The sequence below is a fragment of the Ruegeria sp. O4 genome (assembly GCF_056535125.1).
This window is the reverse complement of the sequence record NZ_JBQERO010000010.1, coordinates 46404-62901: the sequence shown is the minus strand read 5'-3', so window position 1 is coordinate 62901 and position 16498 is coordinate 46404. Positions and strand designations below refer to the sequence as shown.

General features: G+C 56.9%; 19 protein-coding genes. 10 read left to right on the top strand and 9 right to left on the bottom strand.

What is annotated here, in order from left to right:
- Window positions 1–5: 5 nt before the first annotated feature.
- The 6 genes from lnt to miaB all read right to left on the bottom strand — a co-directional run bounded on the left by lnt (window position 6) and on the right by miaB (window position 6386).
- The gene (gene lnt / locus ACR0J7_RS12625) at window positions 6–1520 is read right to left on the bottom strand and encodes an apolipoprotein N-acyltransferase (protein ID WP_480900150.1); all 1515 of its coding nucleotides are present in this window, start codon (window positions 1518–1520) and stop codon (window positions 6–8) included.
- Window positions 1517–2404, bottom strand: coding sequence for a hemolysin family protein (locus ACR0J7_RS12620; protein WP_480484022.1), 888 nt, complete (start codon window positions 2402–2404; stop codon window positions 1517–1519). The genes lnt and ACR0J7_RS12620 overlap by 4 nt, the downstream gene beginning before the upstream one ends.
- 35 nt (window positions 2405–2439) lie before the next feature.
- On the bottom strand, window positions 2440–2934 hold the full coding sequence (ybeY, locus tag ACR0J7_RS12615) for an rRNA maturation RNase YbeY (protein WP_480900152.1): 495 nt from the start codon (window positions 2932–2934) through the stop codon (window positions 2440–2442).
- Window positions 2935–2970: 36 nt separating this feature from the next.
- Window positions 2971–3993, bottom strand: a complete 1023-nt coding sequence (locus tag ACR0J7_RS12610) for a PhoH family protein (protein ID WP_480538620.1) — start codon at window positions 3991–3993, stop codon at window positions 2971–2973.
- Between the two features lie 136 nt (window positions 3994–4129).
- Window positions 4130–4894: an outer membrane protein gene (locus ACR0J7_RS12605; protein WP_480900154.1), complete on the bottom strand. Its 765-nt coding sequence runs from the start codon at window positions 4892–4894 to the stop codon at window positions 4130–4132.
- Window positions 4895–5066: 172 nt separating this feature from the next.
- Window positions 5067–6386, bottom strand: a complete 1320-nt coding sequence (gene miaB / locus ACR0J7_RS12600) for a tRNA (N6-isopentenyl adenosine(37)-C2)-methylthiotransferase MiaB (protein ID WP_480900156.1) — start codon at window positions 6384–6386, stop codon at window positions 5067–5069.
- A 122-nt stretch (window positions 6387–6508) separates the two neighbouring features.
- On the opposite strand from miaB, the gene ACR0J7_RS12595 reads away from it, so the two are divergent.
- Window positions 6509–7372 carry a hypothetical protein gene (locus ACR0J7_RS12595; RefSeq protein WP_480914466.1) on the top strand — a complete coding sequence of 288 codons (864 nt, stop codon included), beginning with the start codon at window positions 6509–6511 and terminating at the stop codon, window positions 7370–7372.
- 6 nt (window positions 7373–7378) lie between these two features.
- Here the strand turns inward: ACR0J7_RS12595 and ACR0J7_RS12590 are convergent, their stop codons facing one another.
- Window positions 7379–8176: a phytanoyl-CoA dioxygenase family protein gene (locus ACR0J7_RS12590; RefSeq protein ID WP_480914464.1), complete on the bottom strand. Its 798-nt coding sequence runs from the start codon at window positions 8174–8176 to the stop codon at window positions 7379–7381.
- An 83-nt stretch (window positions 8177–8259) separates the two neighbouring features.
- Between ACR0J7_RS12590 and ACR0J7_RS12585 the strand changes: the two genes are divergently transcribed.
- Window positions 8260–9183 (top strand): LysR family transcriptional regulator, encoded by a 924-nt coding sequence (locus ACR0J7_RS12585; RefSeq protein ID WP_480914462.1) that lies wholly within the window; start codon window positions 8260–8262, stop codon window positions 9181–9183.
- On the opposite strand, the gene irrA is transcribed toward ACR0J7_RS12585, so the two are convergent.
- Complete coding sequence (gene irrA, locus ACR0J7_RS12580; protein ID WP_267366106.1) at window positions 9161–9577, bottom strand: iron response transcriptional regulator IrrA; 417 nt, start codon at window positions 9575–9577, stop codon at window positions 9161–9163. The genes ACR0J7_RS12585 and irrA overlap by 23 nt on opposite strands.
- A 188-nt stretch (window positions 9578–9765) precedes the next feature.
- Here irrA and fabA point away from each other — a divergent pair, with 188 nt between their 5' ends.
- From fabA to ACR0J7_RS12560, 4 genes are read left to right on the top strand one after another with little or no spacing between them, the layout of a single operon-like run.
- Complete coding sequence (gene fabA / locus ACR0J7_RS12575; protein WP_209505371.1) at window positions 9766–10275, top strand: bifunctional 3-hydroxydecanoyl-ACP dehydratase/trans-2-decenoyl-ACP isomerase; 510 nt, start codon at window positions 9766–9768, stop codon at window positions 10273–10275.
- A 31-nt stretch (window positions 10276–10306) separates the two neighbouring features.
- Window positions 10307–11536 (top strand): beta-ketoacyl-ACP synthase I, encoded by a 1230-nt coding sequence (fabB, locus tag ACR0J7_RS12570; protein ID WP_480914460.1) that lies wholly within the window; start codon window positions 10307–10309, stop codon window positions 11534–11536.
- A 5-nt stretch (window positions 11537–11541) separates the two neighbouring features.
- On the top strand, window positions 11542–12333 hold the full coding sequence (locus ACR0J7_RS12565) for an enoyl-ACP reductase FabI (protein ID WP_267366101.1): 792 nt from the start codon (window positions 11542–11544) through the stop codon (window positions 12331–12333).
- Entirely contained in the window at window positions 12287–12571 is a 285-nt protein-coding gene (locus ACR0J7_RS12560; protein ID WP_480914519.1) for a hypothetical protein, read from the top strand. The genes ACR0J7_RS12565 and ACR0J7_RS12560 overlap by 47 nt, the downstream gene beginning before the upstream one ends.
- 33 nt (window positions 12572–12604) lie before the next feature.
- On the opposite strand, the gene ACR0J7_RS12555 is transcribed toward ACR0J7_RS12560, so the two are convergent.
- Window positions 12605–13033, bottom strand: coding sequence for an FKBP-type peptidyl-prolyl cis-trans isomerase (locus tag ACR0J7_RS12555; protein WP_209505363.1), 429 nt, complete (start codon window positions 13031–13033; stop codon window positions 12605–12607).
- Between the two features lie 126 nt (window positions 13034–13159).
- Here ACR0J7_RS12555 and ACR0J7_RS12550 point away from each other — a divergent pair, with 126 nt between their 5' ends.
- The 4 genes from ACR0J7_RS12550 to pcaD are packed head-to-tail and all read left to right on the top strand — an operon-like array spanning window position 13160 to window position 16496.
- Window positions 13160–13846: a haloacid dehalogenase type II gene (locus tag ACR0J7_RS12550; RefSeq protein WP_480900160.1), complete on the top strand. Its 687-nt coding sequence runs from the start codon at window positions 13160–13162 to the stop codon at window positions 13844–13846.
- A complete protein-coding gene (locus tag ACR0J7_RS12545) occupies window positions 13846–14676 on the top strand; it encodes an alpha/beta fold hydrolase (RefSeq protein WP_480900161.1) in 831 nt (276 codons plus the stop codon). Before ACR0J7_RS12550 ends, ACR0J7_RS12545 begins: the two co-directional genes overlap by 1 nt.
- Complete coding sequence (locus ACR0J7_RS12540) at window positions 14673–15647, top strand: threonine ammonia-lyase (RefSeq protein WP_480900163.1); 975 nt, start codon at window positions 14673–14675, stop codon at window positions 15645–15647. Before ACR0J7_RS12545 ends, ACR0J7_RS12540 begins: the two co-directional genes overlap by 4 nt.
- A 60-nt stretch (window positions 15648–15707) precedes the next feature.
- Window positions 15708–16496 carry a 3-oxoadipate enol-lactonase gene (gene pcaD, locus ACR0J7_RS12535; protein ID WP_480900165.1) on the top strand — a complete coding sequence of 263 codons (789 nt, stop codon included), beginning with the start codon at window positions 15708–15710 and terminating at the stop codon, window positions 16494–16496.
- Window positions 16497–16498: the final 2 nt, after the last annotated feature.

The following is a 16498-nucleotide window of genomic DNA, read 5'->3' as shown; positions in this document are numbered from 1 at the left end:
TGGGGTCAATCTCTAATTGCCCGGTTGCCGCGAGTACCAAACAGCGCCATCGCCAGAATAAACAGTAAGACAACAACGATCGGACTGTCCCCGATACGTGCATAAGTCGTGCGACGGTGTGGTTGCGGCAGCACGGCGTCCACATATCCTGCCTCACCCAGAGCCAACGACGCAGTCACCCGACCCAATGGGTCAATCATGGCCGATACACCGGTATTGGCCGAACGGATCATCGGCAAGCCCTGCTCAATTGCCCTCATCCGGGCTTGCACCAGGTGTTGAAACGGTCCCGACCGCGTACCAAACCACGCGTCATTTGTGATCTGCAATAAGAAGTCAGCCCGACCCGGCGCACCATTCACATCTTGCGGGAATATGGCTTCGTAGCAAATCAGGGGCAATGCGCTTCCAAGCTTGCCGAGGTCCAGCAGGGCGGGGCCCGGCCCCGCGCTGAACCCGTGCCCGGTTGTGGCTGCCAAGCCACTGACCCCGAAACGCCCCATCAGGTCACCCAAGGGGACGTATTCACCGAAAGGCGCCAAGTGGTGTTTGTCATACAACCCTGCCTGACGCCTGGTTTCATCCAGATAGACCAGCGAGTTGAAGATTCTCGGGCCTTCTGCGCGCTGAATCCCCAATATCACCGGCACACCCTGCGCGGCATCCGCAACAGTTGACAGAAACGGTTGTGCGCCACCTAACCAAGCTGGAACTGCGGTCTCGGGCCAGACAATCAGGTCGGGTCTGGGAAAGGCTGCGGTATATTCAACCTGACGCGCAAAAAACAAAGGCGCATATGCCGGATCCCATTTTTGGTGCTGGGGGGCATTCGGCTGAACCACGCGAACCAGATGCGAACCGTCCTGAACGACGGGTCGCGTCGACCCATAAGTAATCGCCAGCGCGGCCATCGCGACTGTAAAACCCAGGGTCCGCGCCAAACCGTTCAAGGGTTTATCCTGCACCAATGCCGCGCCAATTGGGAGCGTTGCCGCAAAGGTCAGCGCGTTCAACCCATATGGCCCAACCAGAGACAGCACCTGAGCCACCGGTGTATCCACCCAGATCTGCGCGACTCCAGCCCATGGAAAGCCGGTCAGCACATATCCACGCGCCACCTCGGCCAGGGACAAGACTGCAACCAGTAATATGCCCTGACGAATGGGCGTGGCACCATTATTGCGCGACAGGCCAAAGGCGGCAGCCCAGAACAAGGCCAGTCCGCCCGCCAAGAACACCAACGCAAACGGGGCCATCCAGGCATGGCGTTCAGCATCTACCTGAAACGGCTCAATGATCCAGCCAAGGGCATGGGCAAAATAGCCGGTCGCGAAGGCCCAGCCGACCCATGCCGCCCGGCCTCGGGTTTCGCTGGCAAGGAAAATCGGCACAATCAGAACCAGAGCCAAAACGGTTGCGCCCCAATACAGATGCGGCGCCTGACCAAACGCGCCTGCCCCGCCAAGGGTGGCAGCGACCAACAATCTCAACGATAATGGCCAGCCCCTTACTGGGGTCATGCAGCAACGTCCGGCAGCATGACGCGCAGCCGTTTGATTCGGCGTGGATCGGCTTCGATCACTTCGAATTCCGGGCCCTCTGGGTGAATGACAACCTCACCCCGCGCCGGAACGCGGCCGGAGAGCATAAAGACAAGCCCGCCCAGAGTATCGATTTCCTCTTCGTCGACGTCTTCATGACTGGTCAGAGACCGGCCAATCTCGGCCTCGAAATCTTCGAGCGGCACACGCGCCTGTACCACATAGCATCCGGGCTTTTCCTGCACCCAAAGCTGGTCTTCATCCGCATCGTGCTCGTCAGCGATTTCACCTACGACCTGCTCGATCAGGTCTTCGATCGTCAGCAGACCATCAACGCCGCCATATTCATCAATCACCAATGCCATGTGACGCCGCTCGGTTTGCATCTTGGTCAACAAGACGCCGATTGGCATGGATGGCGGCACGAACAATAGCGTCCGCAGCATAGAGGTCAGATCAAACTTTTTACCCCCACCGTTGAAACCGTGGGTCAGAGCAAAATCCTTGAGGTGAACAAAACCAAGCGGTGTATCCAAGGTTCCCTCATAGACTGGAATCCTCGACATACCACTGCTTCGGAAAACGTCCGCCAGTTCATCTTTTGTGATCGTCGAAGGTACCGAGACAATTTCAGCGGTAGGGATGGCAACATCCTCAACGCGCATCCGGCGCAGGTTAATCATCCCGCGTGGCTGCGCCACAGCCGCGTTTTGTCCGTTCACCGTCTGGTCCGGTTGAGTATCATCGCTCGAAAACACTTCGAGGATTCGAGAAAACAAACCGGTTTTCTCTTCCGTTTCAGTACTGCTGTCCTGAGGTTGCGCGCTTTGCGCCGCCCTAGAACTGCCTTCTATATCGCCCATTACCTTGTTCCAACTGATCGGGTCTTGAACCCACATTATACCTTATATGGGTCATCAATACCCAATTTGCCAAGTATCTTGACCTCAATCCCTTCCATCAAGGTGGCATCGGGGTCACGAATGTGATCATAACCCAGCAAATGCAACGTTCCGTGAACAAGCAAATGGGTCACGTGATCACTCATTGCCTTGTTGGCTTCGGCCGCCTCTCGGGCGCAGGTGTCATAGGAAATCGCAACATCGCCCAGAACAATCTCGCCGGTAAAGTCCGGCTCTGGCAGGCGTGGTGATTGCCCTGCCTCGTCCGGAGCCAGGTCTCCCGCAGGCCAGCTCAGCACATTGGTGGGCGTCGGTTTGCCCCGAAATTCTGCGTTCAGTTCGGAAATCCGCGCATCGTTGCACCCCAGAATACTGACTTCGCACAGCTCCGGGGTCAAACCGCAATGGGTCAGAACGGCGTTAATCGCCTTTTGTGACAAGACCTCAAGATCTTGCCACCTTTCGTCTTCGAAAATGAGATCCAGGGTCATCTTACCGCACAACAGCCTCGTTAACGGGCTATGTGCTCACGTGGTTTCACGGCCCGCATCGGCCTCATACGCCTCGATGATCGCAGCGACAAGCGGGTGGCGCACCACGTCTTTCGAGGTGAAGTAGTTAAAACTGATATTCGGGATCGTTTTCAACAACCTCTCAGCATCCGCCAGACCCGATTGAACACCACGCGGCAAATCGACCTGTGACCGGTCGCCGGTGATGACCATGCGGCTTCCTTCCCCCAGACGGGTCAGAAACATCTTCATCTGCATCGTGGTGGCGTTTTGCGCTTCGTCCAGAACCACAAATGCGTTGGCCAGCGTACGACCGCGCATAAAGGCCAGCGGAGCGATTTCGATTCGTTTCTCTTCGATCAGTTTGGCCAACTGTTTTCCGGGCAGAAAATCGTTCAGCGCGTCATAAAGCGGTTGCATGTAAGGGTCGACCTTATCCTTCATGTCACCCGGCAGATAGCCCAGTTTCTCGCCCGCCTCGACCGCCGGACGGCTCAGGATGATTCGATCCACATGCCCGCCGATGAACATCGAAACCCCGACCGCCACCGCCAGATAGGTCTTACCCGTCCCCGCTGGACCAATTCCAAAGGCCAGCTCATTGTTGAACAGTGACTGGACATAGGCTTTCTGGGCGTCGGTGCGCGGCTCAACCAGCTTCTTGCGGGTCTTGATCTCGACAGAACCGCCCTTGAACATCTCAAGCTGATCGCCATCGCGGCTTCCAGTTCCCTGCTCCGAAACACCCATCCGCAACTCGCGATCGACGTCTGCGGCCTCAACCTCGCGCCCACCTTCAAGCCGTGTATACAGCGATTGAAGCACTTCAACCGCCTGTTTCTGAGCATCATCATCGCCCATAACAACCAACTGATTGCCGCGACGTACAATCTGGACCGAAAGCTTGGTTTCGATCTCGGCCAGATTGCGGTCATATTCACCGCACAGGTCAATCAGCAATCGGTTGTCTGGAAATTCTACGAACGCCTCGTGTTGGGGCATTTCATCTTGCGGTGGGGTCAGGGCACCGATGGCCAATCCGCTCTCCTGTCTTGGCTGTTCACTCCGAGCGTAGACAACAAATCTTGGTAGGCGCAAGCCACAGTTTCAAAAATAAACGCTGAGATGTCATAACAGCCGATTTAACGGTGATCGGTTGCCGATTGGGCGAACATCAGAAGGTATAGTTCAGCCCGAATCTCAAACCGCTGTATTTTGGTGTGGACTTTGTGGAAAAGCCAGAACTGAACTGGACGTTTTTTGATTGGAATTGGACATATTCATATTCGCCCGTAATCGACCAATTGTCGGACAACTTATGCTCGGCCCCTATGCTTGCCGAATAACCGTTCCGCCGATCTGACGCCGAGAAATTCTGAACCGTCGGGCCCAATGCCAAGCTGTTGGTTGTTTCCACATCGCCCCACAGATATCCGACACTGAAGAAATACAGAATTCGTCCGCTGCGGTTTGTCAGACCATTACGAAATCGGACTGCCAGAACATCCGAAATCTCTGTTCCGCCTTGCACATTGACGCCGCCGATCCGCCTGCTGACAGTGTCGTCCAGGGAACCGAATTCATACCCGACTTCAAAGCCATAGACATAGTCGCGCCCACCGGTAGCAGGTAAAATACCACGCCACCCCCCCCGGAGCCCCCCGTATGTCCCCGACAAGTCCTGATCACCGATATCAAACTGCCTGCTGGGCGTTGTCAGGCCAAACCGATCGTCCCCACCAGACCCATAACCGCCGGTAAGTCCCAGGTAAAAAGCGCTGACATCAGTGCTGAATCTTTCCGGGCCTACCACTTCCGGATCGGTTACCTCACCTTTCAAATCACCGGCCATGGATGCGCCGGCAATCAGTGTAACAGCGGCAGTTAGCGTCAGCGTTTTCAACCTGCTCAGGCTCCTAAAGCTCTTGATAGTCGTCACTCGTACCTCCCTCATCCCGTTTTCCGGGACCGGCATACAGCCGATTTGCAGACGCAGAACCTTGCGCCCAAAAAACCATGGCTCCTCTCGGAGCATAGTTCCGAGCAATAAATCAAGGGTAAATTTCGGAAACAAACACCAACTATGGTGTCCGGGAGGTGTTTACACCGACCTACAACAACTCACCGGCCAGAGAATTCGCCCCCGACTCAGTGATCCGGACTTCTCTCAAGTCACCCGTGGCGATCTCTGGTCCTTTTACGTGCACCGAATGCAAATATTCGGACTTTCCAACCATCTGCCCGGACAAGCGACCCGGTTTTTCGAATAGAACGCGGACAGTGCGTCCGACCATACCGTCCTGAATCTCTCGCTGATGGCGCGTGATCAAGGCCTGAAGCCGCTGCAACCGTTCATCTGCCGCAGCCGGATCAACCTGCAACCGTTCAGCTGCCGGGGTTCCCGGACGTGTGGAGTATTTGAAGGAATAGGCATAGCCGTATTTGACCTCTTCGACCAAATCCATCGTGGCCTGAAAATCATCTTCGGTCTCTTCTGGGAAACCAACAATGAAGTCCCCCGACATCACGATATCTGAACGCGCCGCACGAATGCGTTCGACCAGCCGCAGATAGCTTTCTGCCGTATGGCTACGGTTCATCCGCTTGAGGATACGGTCCGAACCCGACTGAACCGGCAGGTGCAGATAAGGCATCAGCTTGTCACAGGTGCCATGTGCCTCGATCAGGTCGTCGGCCATGTCGTTTGGGTGCGAGGTCGTAAAGCGGATGCGCTCCAGCCCGTCGACCTTGTTCAGTTCCCAGATCAAGCCGGCAAGCGTCATGTCACCATTCGCCCCGGCACCGTGATAGGCGTTGACGTTTTGGCCCAGCAACGTGATCTCGCGCACGCCGCGTTCGACCAGATCATGGGCTTCGCGGATGATGCGATCGGCTGGGCGGCTGACTTCAGCACCGCGTGTATAAGGAACCACGCAGAAGGCGCAGAATTTATCGCAGCCCTCCTGAACAGTCAAAAACGCCGTCGGTCCGCGCTTGGCCTTGGGGCGGTTTTTCAATTTTTCGAACTTGTCTTCTTCGGGGAAATCCGTGTCCAGCGCCTTTTCGCCCGCTCGGGTCTTTGCCTCCATCTCGGGCAGGCGGTGATAGCTTTGCGGACCGACCACCAGATCAACCAAAGGCTGGCGGCGCATGATCTCTTCGCCTTCCGCCTGAGCAACACAGCCCGCCACGCCGATTTTCAGATCAGGCTTCTCGGCCTTCAGACCCTTGAAGCGCCCCAGTTCGGAATACACTTTTTCTGCCGCTTTCTCGCGGATGTGGCACGTGTTCAGCAGGATCATATCCGCATCTTCGGGGGTCTGGGTTTCAACGTAGCCCTGCCCGCCCAGCGCCTCGGACATGCGTTCACTGTCATAGACATTCATCTGACAGCCATAGGTCTTGATAAACAGCTTCTTCGGTTCGGACATGAGACGGGCCTTTGCATTCGCTGGACCGGCGTCGTCTATATGCTTCGAACGCCGCTTGCAATGCGGGCGCAATTACCCGAATTTGGCGGAACTTTCCAGCAAGACAAAACTGAAAACAGCCGATGCAATACGATTCCCTCGACCATTTCCTGAAAGCCGGGCAACCCGCAATGGCGCAAGGCCCCGTTGCGATGGTCTTTGCCGAGGATGAGGTCGAGTTGGAAAGTACTCTGCATCACCATCTGAAACTAGGGTTCAAATCCGTTATCGCCTTCATGCCTCAGGAGTTCCGACTGGAGCCCGCGTTGACCGACCGGGTGCATCGGGTCACCTTGAAGTGCGTTCCCCGAACGGTGGTTTTCGATACCCTGAACAGAATAATTCAGGCCGCACCCGGCATCTGGATGTATTACTGCTACAACGCCGAATACCTGTTCTTTCCGTTTTGCGAAACGCGCAGCATTGGCGAAATGCTGGCCTTTCACAGCGAAGAACGCCGCAACGCTATGCTGAGCTACGTCATCGACCTTTATGCCGAGGACCTGACCGCTTTTCCCAACGGTGTCGCCCCCGAACAGGCTTTGTTCGACAAAACGGGTTACTATGCCCAATCACGCCGCGACCCTGACGGCCAACCGCTGGACCGACAGGTGGACCTGTCGGGTGGCTTGCGCTGGCGGTTCGAGGATCACATTCCCTATGAACGCCGTCGCATCGACCGCATCGCTCTGTTTAAGGCGCAAAAGGGCCTGATCCTGAAATCGGACCACACGTTCAATGAGCCGGAATTCAATACCTATTCCTGCCCATGGCACCACAACATGACCGCGGCTATTTGTTCCTTCCGCGCCGCGAAGGCGCTCAAAACAAATGCCGGGTCGACTTTTGACATTCCGAATTTTAGCTGGCGCAACTCTGTGCCTTTTGAATGGCACTCGCGGCAGCTGCTGGATCTGGGCCTGATCGAATCAGGCCAGTGGTTCTGAATCGTCTCAGCGCTGAAACAGGACCGGAAACCAGTCTTCGCGAAGACGCTGCCCCGGCGTCATGCCATGGCCGGGAAAAGGTGGAGAGGTTCTGCCTGGACGCTCTACATACCGTGCGTCATCGCCGACCAACCGCAGAGAAAAGGCGCGGCGACGGCTATCCGAGTGGTTACCCCGCGCACCGTGAAGGGTGCGATAATTGAAGGCAACGGCGTCACCGGGGTCCATTTCGAATTCAACGACTTTCATGCCCTCGGCATCCGGGTCCGGCACGGGGATGTACTGCCCTTCATCCGGGAAAAAACCTTCCTCGGAAACCCAGCGAGTTGGCAGCACCTCTTTCTCCCACCGGTGAGAACCTGCGACACAGCGCAACGTCGCCTGCCTGACCGGATCCAGCGGAGACCAGAAGCTGATGGTTTGCTGACCTTCAACGAAGTAATATGGGCCATCCTGATGCCAGGGCGTGGCCATGGATGTCCCGGGTTCTTTTACCAATACGTGGTCGTGAAACACCTGCACGCTTTTCGACTGCATCAGGTCCGCTGCGACCTCGGCCGCGGGCGAGTTTTCGATCACCTCACGGAACTGTGGGATGCGGGTCCAGTTGCAGTAATCGTCAAAGAACAGACCCGTTTGACCCTCTTTCTTGTTTTCTGATGCATACGGGCCAGGCTCTGCCATATTCGCGGCCACACCCTTCCGCAGTTGATCCACATAGTCTGCAAACAGCCCTTTGATCAGAACGACGCCATCATCCTGATAAGTTGTGATCATTTCTTGAGTAACAAGCGGGTGAGGCATCCGGGTCTCCATTCGTTTTCCAATCTTTTGCGTTGGAGATGTGTTCTATTCAAATCATATCTTTCGAAGTTATAATTAACTTCATGTTATATATTTCACTGCGTCAGTATGAATATGTTTGCGCAGTCGGGCGCCACGGCAGCCTGTCCGCCGCCGCACAATACCTGAATGTTTCACAACCAGCACTGTCCACGGCCCTGACGCGTGTCGAAGCACATTTGGGATACCCGCTGTTTATCCGCCGCCGAGGTTCGGCCATGGCGCTGACACCTCAGGGGCGAAAATTCATCGATCAGGCCGAGACCCTGCTGAAAGACGCAGCCCAAATCGAGGCATCAGAAACTCCGTCGCCAGGCACGACACGTCTAAGACTAGGGTGTTTTACAGACCTCGCGCCCTTCCTGCTGGCACCCGCCCTGCACCATTTGCGCGATGCTTTTCCAAACATCGCTATCACTTATTTTGCCGCCTCATTCGAAGGGCTGTTGAACAGATTGATTGATGGCCAGATCGATGTTGCAATCACTTACGAGCTGACAATGGATGCCGGGTTCACACGAACAAAACTGTTCGACAGTCGGCCAAAGGCCCTTATGCCCCCGGATCATCCGTTGGCGACAGCGGGCACAGTCACGCTGGCTGACTTGGCCGCTCATCCGTTGATCCTGTCGACAGAAGGCTGGTCGGCACAACACATCCTCAGTCTCTTTCGGCGCAACGGTCTGCACCCGACTGTCGCGCATAGGGCGGCATCGATTGAGATTCAGCGCAGTCTTGCCGCCCATGGCGAAGGGATCGGGATCAGCTATACCAGCCCGCTCAACCCGGTCAGTTATGACAATAAACGTCTTGTCAGTGTTCCGATCAGCGATCAGGACGCAACTGAGTCCGTTGTTCTTGCGCGCCACGGAACAGGGCCAGCTGACGCGACCATTGATCAGGTTGAACGTTTGTTGTTGGCGAGTTTGAAAGGCGGTATTGGCGCTACTTTTTGCGCAGGCGAATGACAACGTCGACCGAGGCAATCTCGACCCCTTCGGGTGCTTCGGGCAGGCGTTGGATCACCAATTGGTCCGACGGCGCATCACTCAGGCGCGCCTCATCCTCCCAATAAAAATGAGGGTGGTCATGCGTGTTCGTGTCGAAATAGCTTTTTGACCCGTCCACGGTGATTTCCTGCAGAACGCCAGCGTCGCAAAACGCGCGCAGGGTATTGTAAACCGTCGCCAGTGAAACAGCGTCGCCATTCGCCTTGGCCGATTCAAACAGGCTCTCGGCGGTGACGTGACGATGGCGGCCATCGCCCACCAGAAGCTCGGCCAACGCCACACGTTGACGCGTCGGACGCAGGCCGGCGTTCACCAGCCAACCCGTTGCTATATCGCCGCTCTGCGGTGTCATTGATCCGATACCCATAGTTACTTCCATTATATATAGGAGCGCATGGTTGGCAATTTCAAATGAAATTCATTCGCAAAGAACGCGGCATACACAACATGATGTGGCCGCTGCTCTTGCAGGACCTTGCAAACGGGTGCTAGACGAGGCCAGATATAACGAACGGACCCACGGCAGGAGAGGCGGCAAGAATGGCCCAGTTCCCAAGCAGTTTTGACAAAGACGATCTGCTGAAATGCGCCCGCGGCGAATTATTTGGCCCCGGCAATGCACAATTGCCCGCCCCGCCAATGCTGATGATGGACCGGATTACCGACATCTCGGAAGACGGTGGCCTGCACGGTAAGGGCCATGTGCTGGCCGAGTTCGATATCACCCCTGACCTTTGGTTCTTTGACTGCCATTTTCCCGGCAACCCAATTATGCCGGGCTGCCTGGGCCTTGACGGTCTATGGCAGCTGACCGGTTTCAACCTGGGTTGGCGTGGCTGGCAAGGGCGCGGCATGGCTGTCGGCGTGGGCGAAGTGAAACTGACCGGTATGGTTCGTCCCGACCGCAAGATGCTAACGTATAAAATCGATTTCAAAAAAGCGATTCAGACACGTCGCCTGACCATGGGTGTGGCAGATGGAATCGTCGAAGCCGATGGCGAGATGATCTATGATGTCAAAGATATGAAGGTCGTTCTGTCCGAGGCCTGAGCCTGACCGACCCGAAATAAGGAGTGCGCACATGCGTCGAGTAGTCGTCACCGGTCTGGGGGTAGTGTCTTCGATCGGGAATAATGCCCAAGAGGTTCTGGCCTCGCTTAAAGCTGGTAAATCCGGGATCGAAGCCAGCGAACAGATGGTGGAACACGGGTTTCGCAGTCAGATCGCGGGTACGCTCAAGATTGACGTGGCTGAACACGTGGACAAACGCACGCTGCGCTTCATGGGTCCGGGCGCGGCTTACGCTCATATCGCCATGTCTCAGGCCATTGCAGATTCCGGCCTGACCGAGGATCAGGTGGCCAACCCGCGCACAGGTCTGGTGGCTGGGTCTGGCGGCCCGTCGACAAGCGCGATGCTGACCGCGCATCAGACGGTTCTGAGTACCGGTGCAACCAAGCGGATCGGGCCGTTCGCTGTGCCGAAATGCATGTGCTCGACAATCTCGGCAAACCTGGCGACCGCGTTCAAGATCAAGGGTATCAACTATTCGATCACCTCGGCCTGCTCGACTTCGCTGCATTGCATCGGCAACGCGGCCGAACAGATCATGCTGGGTAAACAGGACGTCATGTTTGCTGGCGGCGGCGAAGAACTGGACTGGACGCTTTCGTGCCTGTTCGATGCGATGGGCGCGATGTCGTCGAAATACAATGACACGCCCGACAAAGCCTCGCGCGCGTTTGACGAAAACCGTGACGGGTTTGTGATTTCCGGTGGCGGCGGCATCCTCGTTCTGGAAGAACTGGAGCACGCGCTGGCCCGCGGCGCAAAGATTTATGCCGAAGTCACCGGCTATGCTGCTACCTCGGATGGCCACGACATGGTGGCCCCTTCGGGTGAAGGCGGTGAGCGCGCGATGCGGCTGGCGCTGGCCACATTGCCCGAAGGTCGCAAAGTCGGCTATATCAATGCACATGGAACCTCGACCCCTGTCGGTGACGTAGGCGAAGTAGAGGCTGTGCGCCGCATCTTCGGTGAAGGCAATGTGCCACCGATTTCTTCGACCAAATCGATGACTGGCCACGCGCAAGGCGCGGCAGGAGCGCTTGAGGCGATCTTCTGCCTGCTCATGCTGGACAATGATTTCATCACGCCGTCGATCAATGTCGACACACTCGCCCAAGGCATCTTGCCCGGTGAAATTGCAACTGAAGTGGTTGAAAACGCAGGACTGGACAGTGTCATGACCAACAGCTTCGGCTTTGGCGGCACCAACGGGTCCATGATTCTGTCTAAGTATAACGGGTGAAAGTGATGTCGGATCTTCTCAAAGGTAAGCGCGGCCTGATCATGGGCGTGGCCAATGACCGCTCAATCGCGTGGGGCATTGCCAAGGCCATGCACGAGGCAGGCGCAGAACTGGCCTTCACCTATCAGGGCGAGGCTTTCGGCAAACGGCTGGAACCTCTCGCTCAAAGCCTTGGCAGCGATTTTATGGTGGATGCCGATGTGACCGACGACGAGTCACTGGATCGTGCCTTTGGTGAACTGGCCCAGCGTTGGCCCACCATCGACTTTGTTGTTCATGCCATTGCGTATTCGGATAAATCCGAGCTGACAGGCCGGTTTCTGAATACCACGCGGGCGAACTTCAAACACTCGATGGACGTGTCGGCCTATTCCTTTATCGAGGTGGCACGCCGCGCCTATCCGATGATGAAGGACAATGGGGGCTCGCTGCTGACGCTGACCTATCAGGGATCAAACCGGGTGGTACCGAACTACAACGTCATGGGTGTTGCCAAGGCGGCGCTGGAATCGGCGACCCGTTATCTGGCCAATGACCTTGGCCCGGATGGTATCCGCGTGAACGCAATCTCACCGGGACCGATGAAAACCCTTGCCGGTGCCGCCATTGGCGGGGCGCGCAGGACATATAAGTTCTGCGATCAGAATGCGCCGATGCGTTCGAATGCCACTCTGGAAGCTGTTGGCGGGACCGCAGTTTACCTGACATCTGATGCGGGAGCCTGCACGTCCGGAGAAATCATCCGCGTTGATGGGGGTTTCCACGTTCTGGGCATGCCGCAACCCGATTTCATGTGACCATATCTTTCCCTGCCGCCGCCAAGATTTCACCATCTTTGGGCGGCAGGACTTCGATATGAGCAAGCTAGATCAAATCATTGCAAACAACGCACGATCAGTGCAAAGCCGGAAAAAGTCCGGTTTCCTCAGCCAGCGGGCCAGAGTGCTGCTGCTTGCGCTGACATCATTACTGCTGGTGTTTGTCTTTTTCACCCAGCCACAGGTACGTGCAGCTGTTGAAGCTTTGATCGGCTGAAGTCCGGGCAGGCGTTCCAACCCGAACTATGTCTCAATTGATCGAGACGACTTCAATCTCAAACACCAGATCCTGACCGGCCAACGGATGGTTTCCATCCAGGGTCACAGTCGCTTCGTTGGCGTCCACAACTGTCACAGGTACGGCCTGACCGTCTGGTGTCTGCATCTGCAGTTGAGTGCCCGGATCCAGCGGAATATCCTCGGGAATACCCTCGCGGGGGATTTCCTGACGCATCGCAGGGTTGATCGGGCCGTAGGCGTCGGTGCAGGCAATCTCGACCCGTTTCTTGTCACCTGCGGACAAACCGGGCATGGCACTGTCCAGACCGGGAATGATCTGGCCCGATCCTACCACGAACTCCAACGGATCGCGCCCATCCGAACTGTCAAAGACTTTGCCATCCAACAATGTCCCTGTGTAATGGATGCGAACAGTGTCACCTTGCTTGATTTCGGTCATAGTGGCCTCCGGCCGTTTTTAGGGGTTAAGCGGCCAACCCTAGAGGTTGACACAAAGTTGTAAACCCTTGGCCCTTTCCCCCCCTTTCGCGTTGTGCCAACCTGCGCGCAATCAAAGGAGGGTCATATGGCAATCACGACCTGCGTGTTCGACGCCTACGGAACGCTGTTTGACGTAGCGGCCGCCGCCCGGCAGGCAGCAGGCGAGCCGGGGTTCGAAGCCCTGAAAGACAAATGGCCCGAGGTCGCAGGGCACTGGCGCCTGAAGCAATTGCAATACACATGGCTGCGTGCTGTGGCGGATGCCCATGCGGATTTTTGGGATGTCACACAGGACGGGCTGGACTGGGCGCTGGAAGCTGCCGGCCTCCAGGGCAATCCAGAATTGCGCCAACGCCTGCTGGATCTTTATTGGGAGTTACAGGCCTATCCCGAAGTTCCTGTCATGCTGAAAGCCCTCAAGGATGGCGGGATGCAGACTGCCATCCTGTCCAACGGATCACCGCCCATGCTGGACGGCGCTGTTCAGTCCGCCGGTATCGGCGATGTGCTGGATGACGTGCTCTCGGTCGAAAGCGTTGGGGTCTTCAAGCCCCATTCCCGTGTCTATGATCTGGTTCAGAACAGGTTTGACTGCGCCCGTGACCAGGTCTTGTTCGTCAGTTCGAACGGCTGGGATGCCGCAGGGGCCAGCGGTTATGGTTTTGTCACCGCCTGGGTCAATCGGATCGGGGAACCAATGGACCGGCTGCCGTGGACGCCAGCGCATGTACTGTCTGACTTGACCACCATTCCCAAACTGGCTGGTCTTTGATGCCGGACTTCACGACTTCGGACGGCAAGCGCATCTATTTCGAAGACCATGGATCGGGCACGCCGCTTTTGTGTCTGGCCGGATTGACCAGAAACAGCCGGGATTTCTCGTATTTTGCACCACATGCCACTGAGCTGCGTATGATTGCTATGGATTACAGGGGGCGCGGCCGCTCGGACTACGACCCCAATTTCATGAACTACAACGTCTTTCGTGAATCCCATGACGCGATTGAACTGCTGGATGTACTGGGCATCGAAAAAGCGGCCATTCTGGGCACCTCGCGGGGCGGACTGATTGCCATGGCATTGGCGGCAAGCCACCCCGAACGTTTGGCCGGTGTGATTCTGAACGATGTGGGGCCGGTCATCGAGACGTCAGGCATCGCCAAGATCATGGCCTACGTGGGCGCACAACCCACCGCGAAAACCTATGACGAAGCTGCTGCTGCCCTGAAACATGTGATGGAGCCGCAATTCCCCGGAGTTCCCCTGGAGATCTGGCGCAAACAGGCCGAAATTCAATACAAACAACAAGGGGACAGGCTGGCGCTGCGCTATGACCCGGCCCTGCGCAAAGCGCTTCTGGAACAGGCCCCGAGCGGTGCCATACCCGATTACTGGTTGTTTTTTGAAGCGCTGCGCAACATACCCTGCGGCGCGATCAGGGGCGCGAACTCGGACGTTCTGAGCGCCGAAACCCTGGCTGAGATGCATCAGCGGCATCCCAGTCTGATCTCGGCCGAAGTGCCGGATCGCGGGCATGTTCCGTTCCTGAATGAGCCTCAATCTCTGGATGTCATCAAAAAGGTATTGAAGAACGCTGCATGAGCACAATTGAAATGATCGAAGCCGCGGCCAAACGGCTTAAGGGACATGTCCGCGAGACACCAATTCTGTCGTCGCCATTTCTTGACGCGATCGCCGGGCGCCGGATTTGGGTCAAGCCGGAATGCCTGCAACATACGGGCAGTTTCAAGTTTCGGGGGGCTTGGTCTGCCATATCCGCCCTAGAGGAAGACATACGCCAGCGCGGCGTGATTGCCTATTCCTCGGGCAACCACGCGCAGGGCGTTGCGATGGCGGCGTCGAAACATGGAATTGCTTCGGTCATTGTCATGCCGTCGGACGCGCCGCACCTGAAAATCGAAAACACCCGCGCGCTTGGGGGTGAAGTTGTTCTTTACGACCGTGCAAACGAGAGTCGCGAAGAGATCGGGGAAACCATCGCAGCCGAACGCGGGCTAACCCTGATCCGGCCATATGACGAGCCTCAGGTGATTGCCGGGCAAGGTACCACCGGCTTGGAAATCGCCAGACAGGCAGCGGAACTTGGGGTTTCTCAGGCGGATGTTCTGGTCTGTTGTGGTGGTGGCGGCCTCACCTCTGGCATTGCGCTGGCACTTGAAAAACACGCCCCCGACCTAAGGGTACGCCCGTGCGAACCGGAAGGGTTCGATGACGTAAAACGATCACTGGCAACGGGACGGATTCAGAACAACAACGCGGCATCAGGCAATATTTGCGATGCCATCCTGACACCGCAACCCGGCGACATCACCTTTCCCATCCTCAACCGTCTTTGCGGGCCCGGTATTTCGGTCACCGAAGACGAGGCGCTGCGGGCCATGGCACTTGCTTTCCTGCGCCTTAAGATCGTGCTGGAACCCGGCGGCGCTGTTGCATTGGCCTCGGCCCTGTTCCGGGGCGACGAGATTGAGGGCGACGACGTGATCGTGGTCACCTCGGGCGGTAACGTCGATCCGGATATTTTTGCCAGGGCGTTGGAATTCCTGACCTGACAGGCACCCCAAACCTGTGCAAATTGCACCTGGAACGCCGGGGCTGCAAGGACCTGAGTCATGATGATCGCTGATCTGGGCGACGTGAAACTGAATTACCGTGTTGATGGTGCGGCGGATGGCGCGCCACTGGTTTTTGCCAACTCATTAGGAACAAACCTGCACCTGTGGGACGTCGTGTTACCGCACTTGCCCAAGGGGTTGCGCATCATCCGGTATGACAAACGCGGACATGGGCAATCCTCGGCTCCCCCGGCGCCTTATTCTATGGGCGCCCTGATCCGCGATGCCGAGGCGCTGCTGGATCACCTGAAGGTTCGCGACTGCGTTTTTGTCGGCCTGTCCATTGGCGGGATGATTGCACAGGGACTGGCCGTCAAACGTATGGATCAGATACGTGCGCTGGTTCTGTCGAACACCGCTGCCAAAATCGCCACACCCGCAGTCTGGCAGGATCGGATCGACGCAGTGCGTCGCGGTGGGATCGAAGCGCTGGCAGACGCCACGATGGAACGCTGGTTTTCTCGTGATTTCCGCGCGGCGCAAGACCACCTGTCATGGCGCGACATGATGATCAGCCAACCGCTTGACGGGTATCTGGGCTGTTGCGCTGCCATCGCCGGGACCGACTTCTATACACCCACAAGCGGCCTGCGCCTGCCTACACTTGGCATCGCCGGAAGCGCGGACGGCTCGACCCCGCCCGATCTGGTGCGCGAAACTGTTGACCTGATCCCCGGATCGCGGTTCGAACTGATCCGCAGAGCTGGTCATTTGCCCTGTGTCGAGAAACCCGCAGAATACGCAGCAATCCTAACCCGGTTTCTGACCGATATCGGGCATATCTGAAG

Bases quoted from the DNA above. Each gene is read 5' to 3' on its own strand.
- lnt (WP_480900150.1), bottom strand. From the start codon at position 1,520: ATGACCCCAGTAAGGGGCTGGCCATTATCGTTGAGATTGTTGGTCGCT.
- ACR0J7_RS12620 (WP_480484022.1), bottom strand. From the start codon at position 2,404: ATGGGCGATATAGAAGGCAGTTCTAGGGCGGCGCAAAGCGCGCAACCT.
- ybeY (WP_480900152.1), bottom strand. From the start codon at position 2,934: ATGACCCTGGATCTCATTTTCGAAGACGAAAGGTGGCAAGATCTTGAG.
- miaB (WP_480900156.1), bottom strand. From the start codon at position 6,386: ATGTCCGAACCGAAGAAGCTGTTTATCAAGACCTATGGCTGTCAGATG.
- ACR0J7_RS12595 (WP_480914466.1), top strand. From the start codon at position 6,509: ATGCAATACGATTCCCTCGACCATTTCCTGAAAGCCGGGCAACCCGCA.
- ACR0J7_RS12590 (WP_480914464.1), bottom strand. From the start codon at position 8,176: ATGCCTCACCCGCTTGTTACTCAAGAAATGATCACAACTTATCAGGAT.
- ACR0J7_RS12585 (WP_480914462.1), top strand. From the start codon at position 8,260: ATGTTATATATTTCACTGCGTCAGTATGAATATGTTTGCGCAGTCGGG.
- irrA (WP_267366106.1), bottom strand. From the start codon at position 9,577: ATGACACCGCAGAGCGGCGATATAGCAACGGGTTGGCTGGTGAACGCC.
- fabA (WP_209505371.1), top strand. From the start codon at position 9,766: ATGGCCCAGTTCCCAAGCAGTTTTGACAAAGACGATCTGCTGAAATGC.
- fabB (WP_480914460.1), top strand. From the start codon at position 10,307: ATGCGTCGAGTAGTCGTCACCGGTCTGGGGGTAGTGTCTTCGATCGGG.
- ACR0J7_RS12565 (WP_267366101.1), top strand. From the start codon at position 11,542: ATGTCGGATCTTCTCAAAGGTAAGCGCGGCCTGATCATGGGCGTGGCC.
- ACR0J7_RS12560 (WP_480914519.1), top strand. From the start codon at position 12,287: ATGGGGGTTTCCACGTTCTGGGCATGCCGCAACCCGATTTCATGTGAC.
- ACR0J7_RS12555 (WP_209505363.1), bottom strand. From the start codon at position 13,033: ATGACCGAAATCAAGCAAGGTGACACTGTTCGCATCCATTACACAGGG.
- ACR0J7_RS12550 (WP_480900160.1), top strand. From the start codon at position 13,160: ATGGCAATCACGACCTGCGTGTTCGACGCCTACGGAACGCTGTTTGAC.
- ACR0J7_RS12545 (WP_480900161.1), top strand. From the start codon at position 13,846: ATGCCGGACTTCACGACTTCGGACGGCAAGCGCATCTATTTCGAAGAC.
- ACR0J7_RS12540 (WP_480900163.1), top strand. From the start codon at position 14,673: ATGAGCACAATTGAAATGATCGAAGCCGCGGCCAAACGGCTTAAGGGA.
- pcaD (WP_480900165.1), top strand. From the start codon at position 15,708: ATGATGATCGCTGATCTGGGCGACGTGAAACTGAATTACCGTGTTGAT.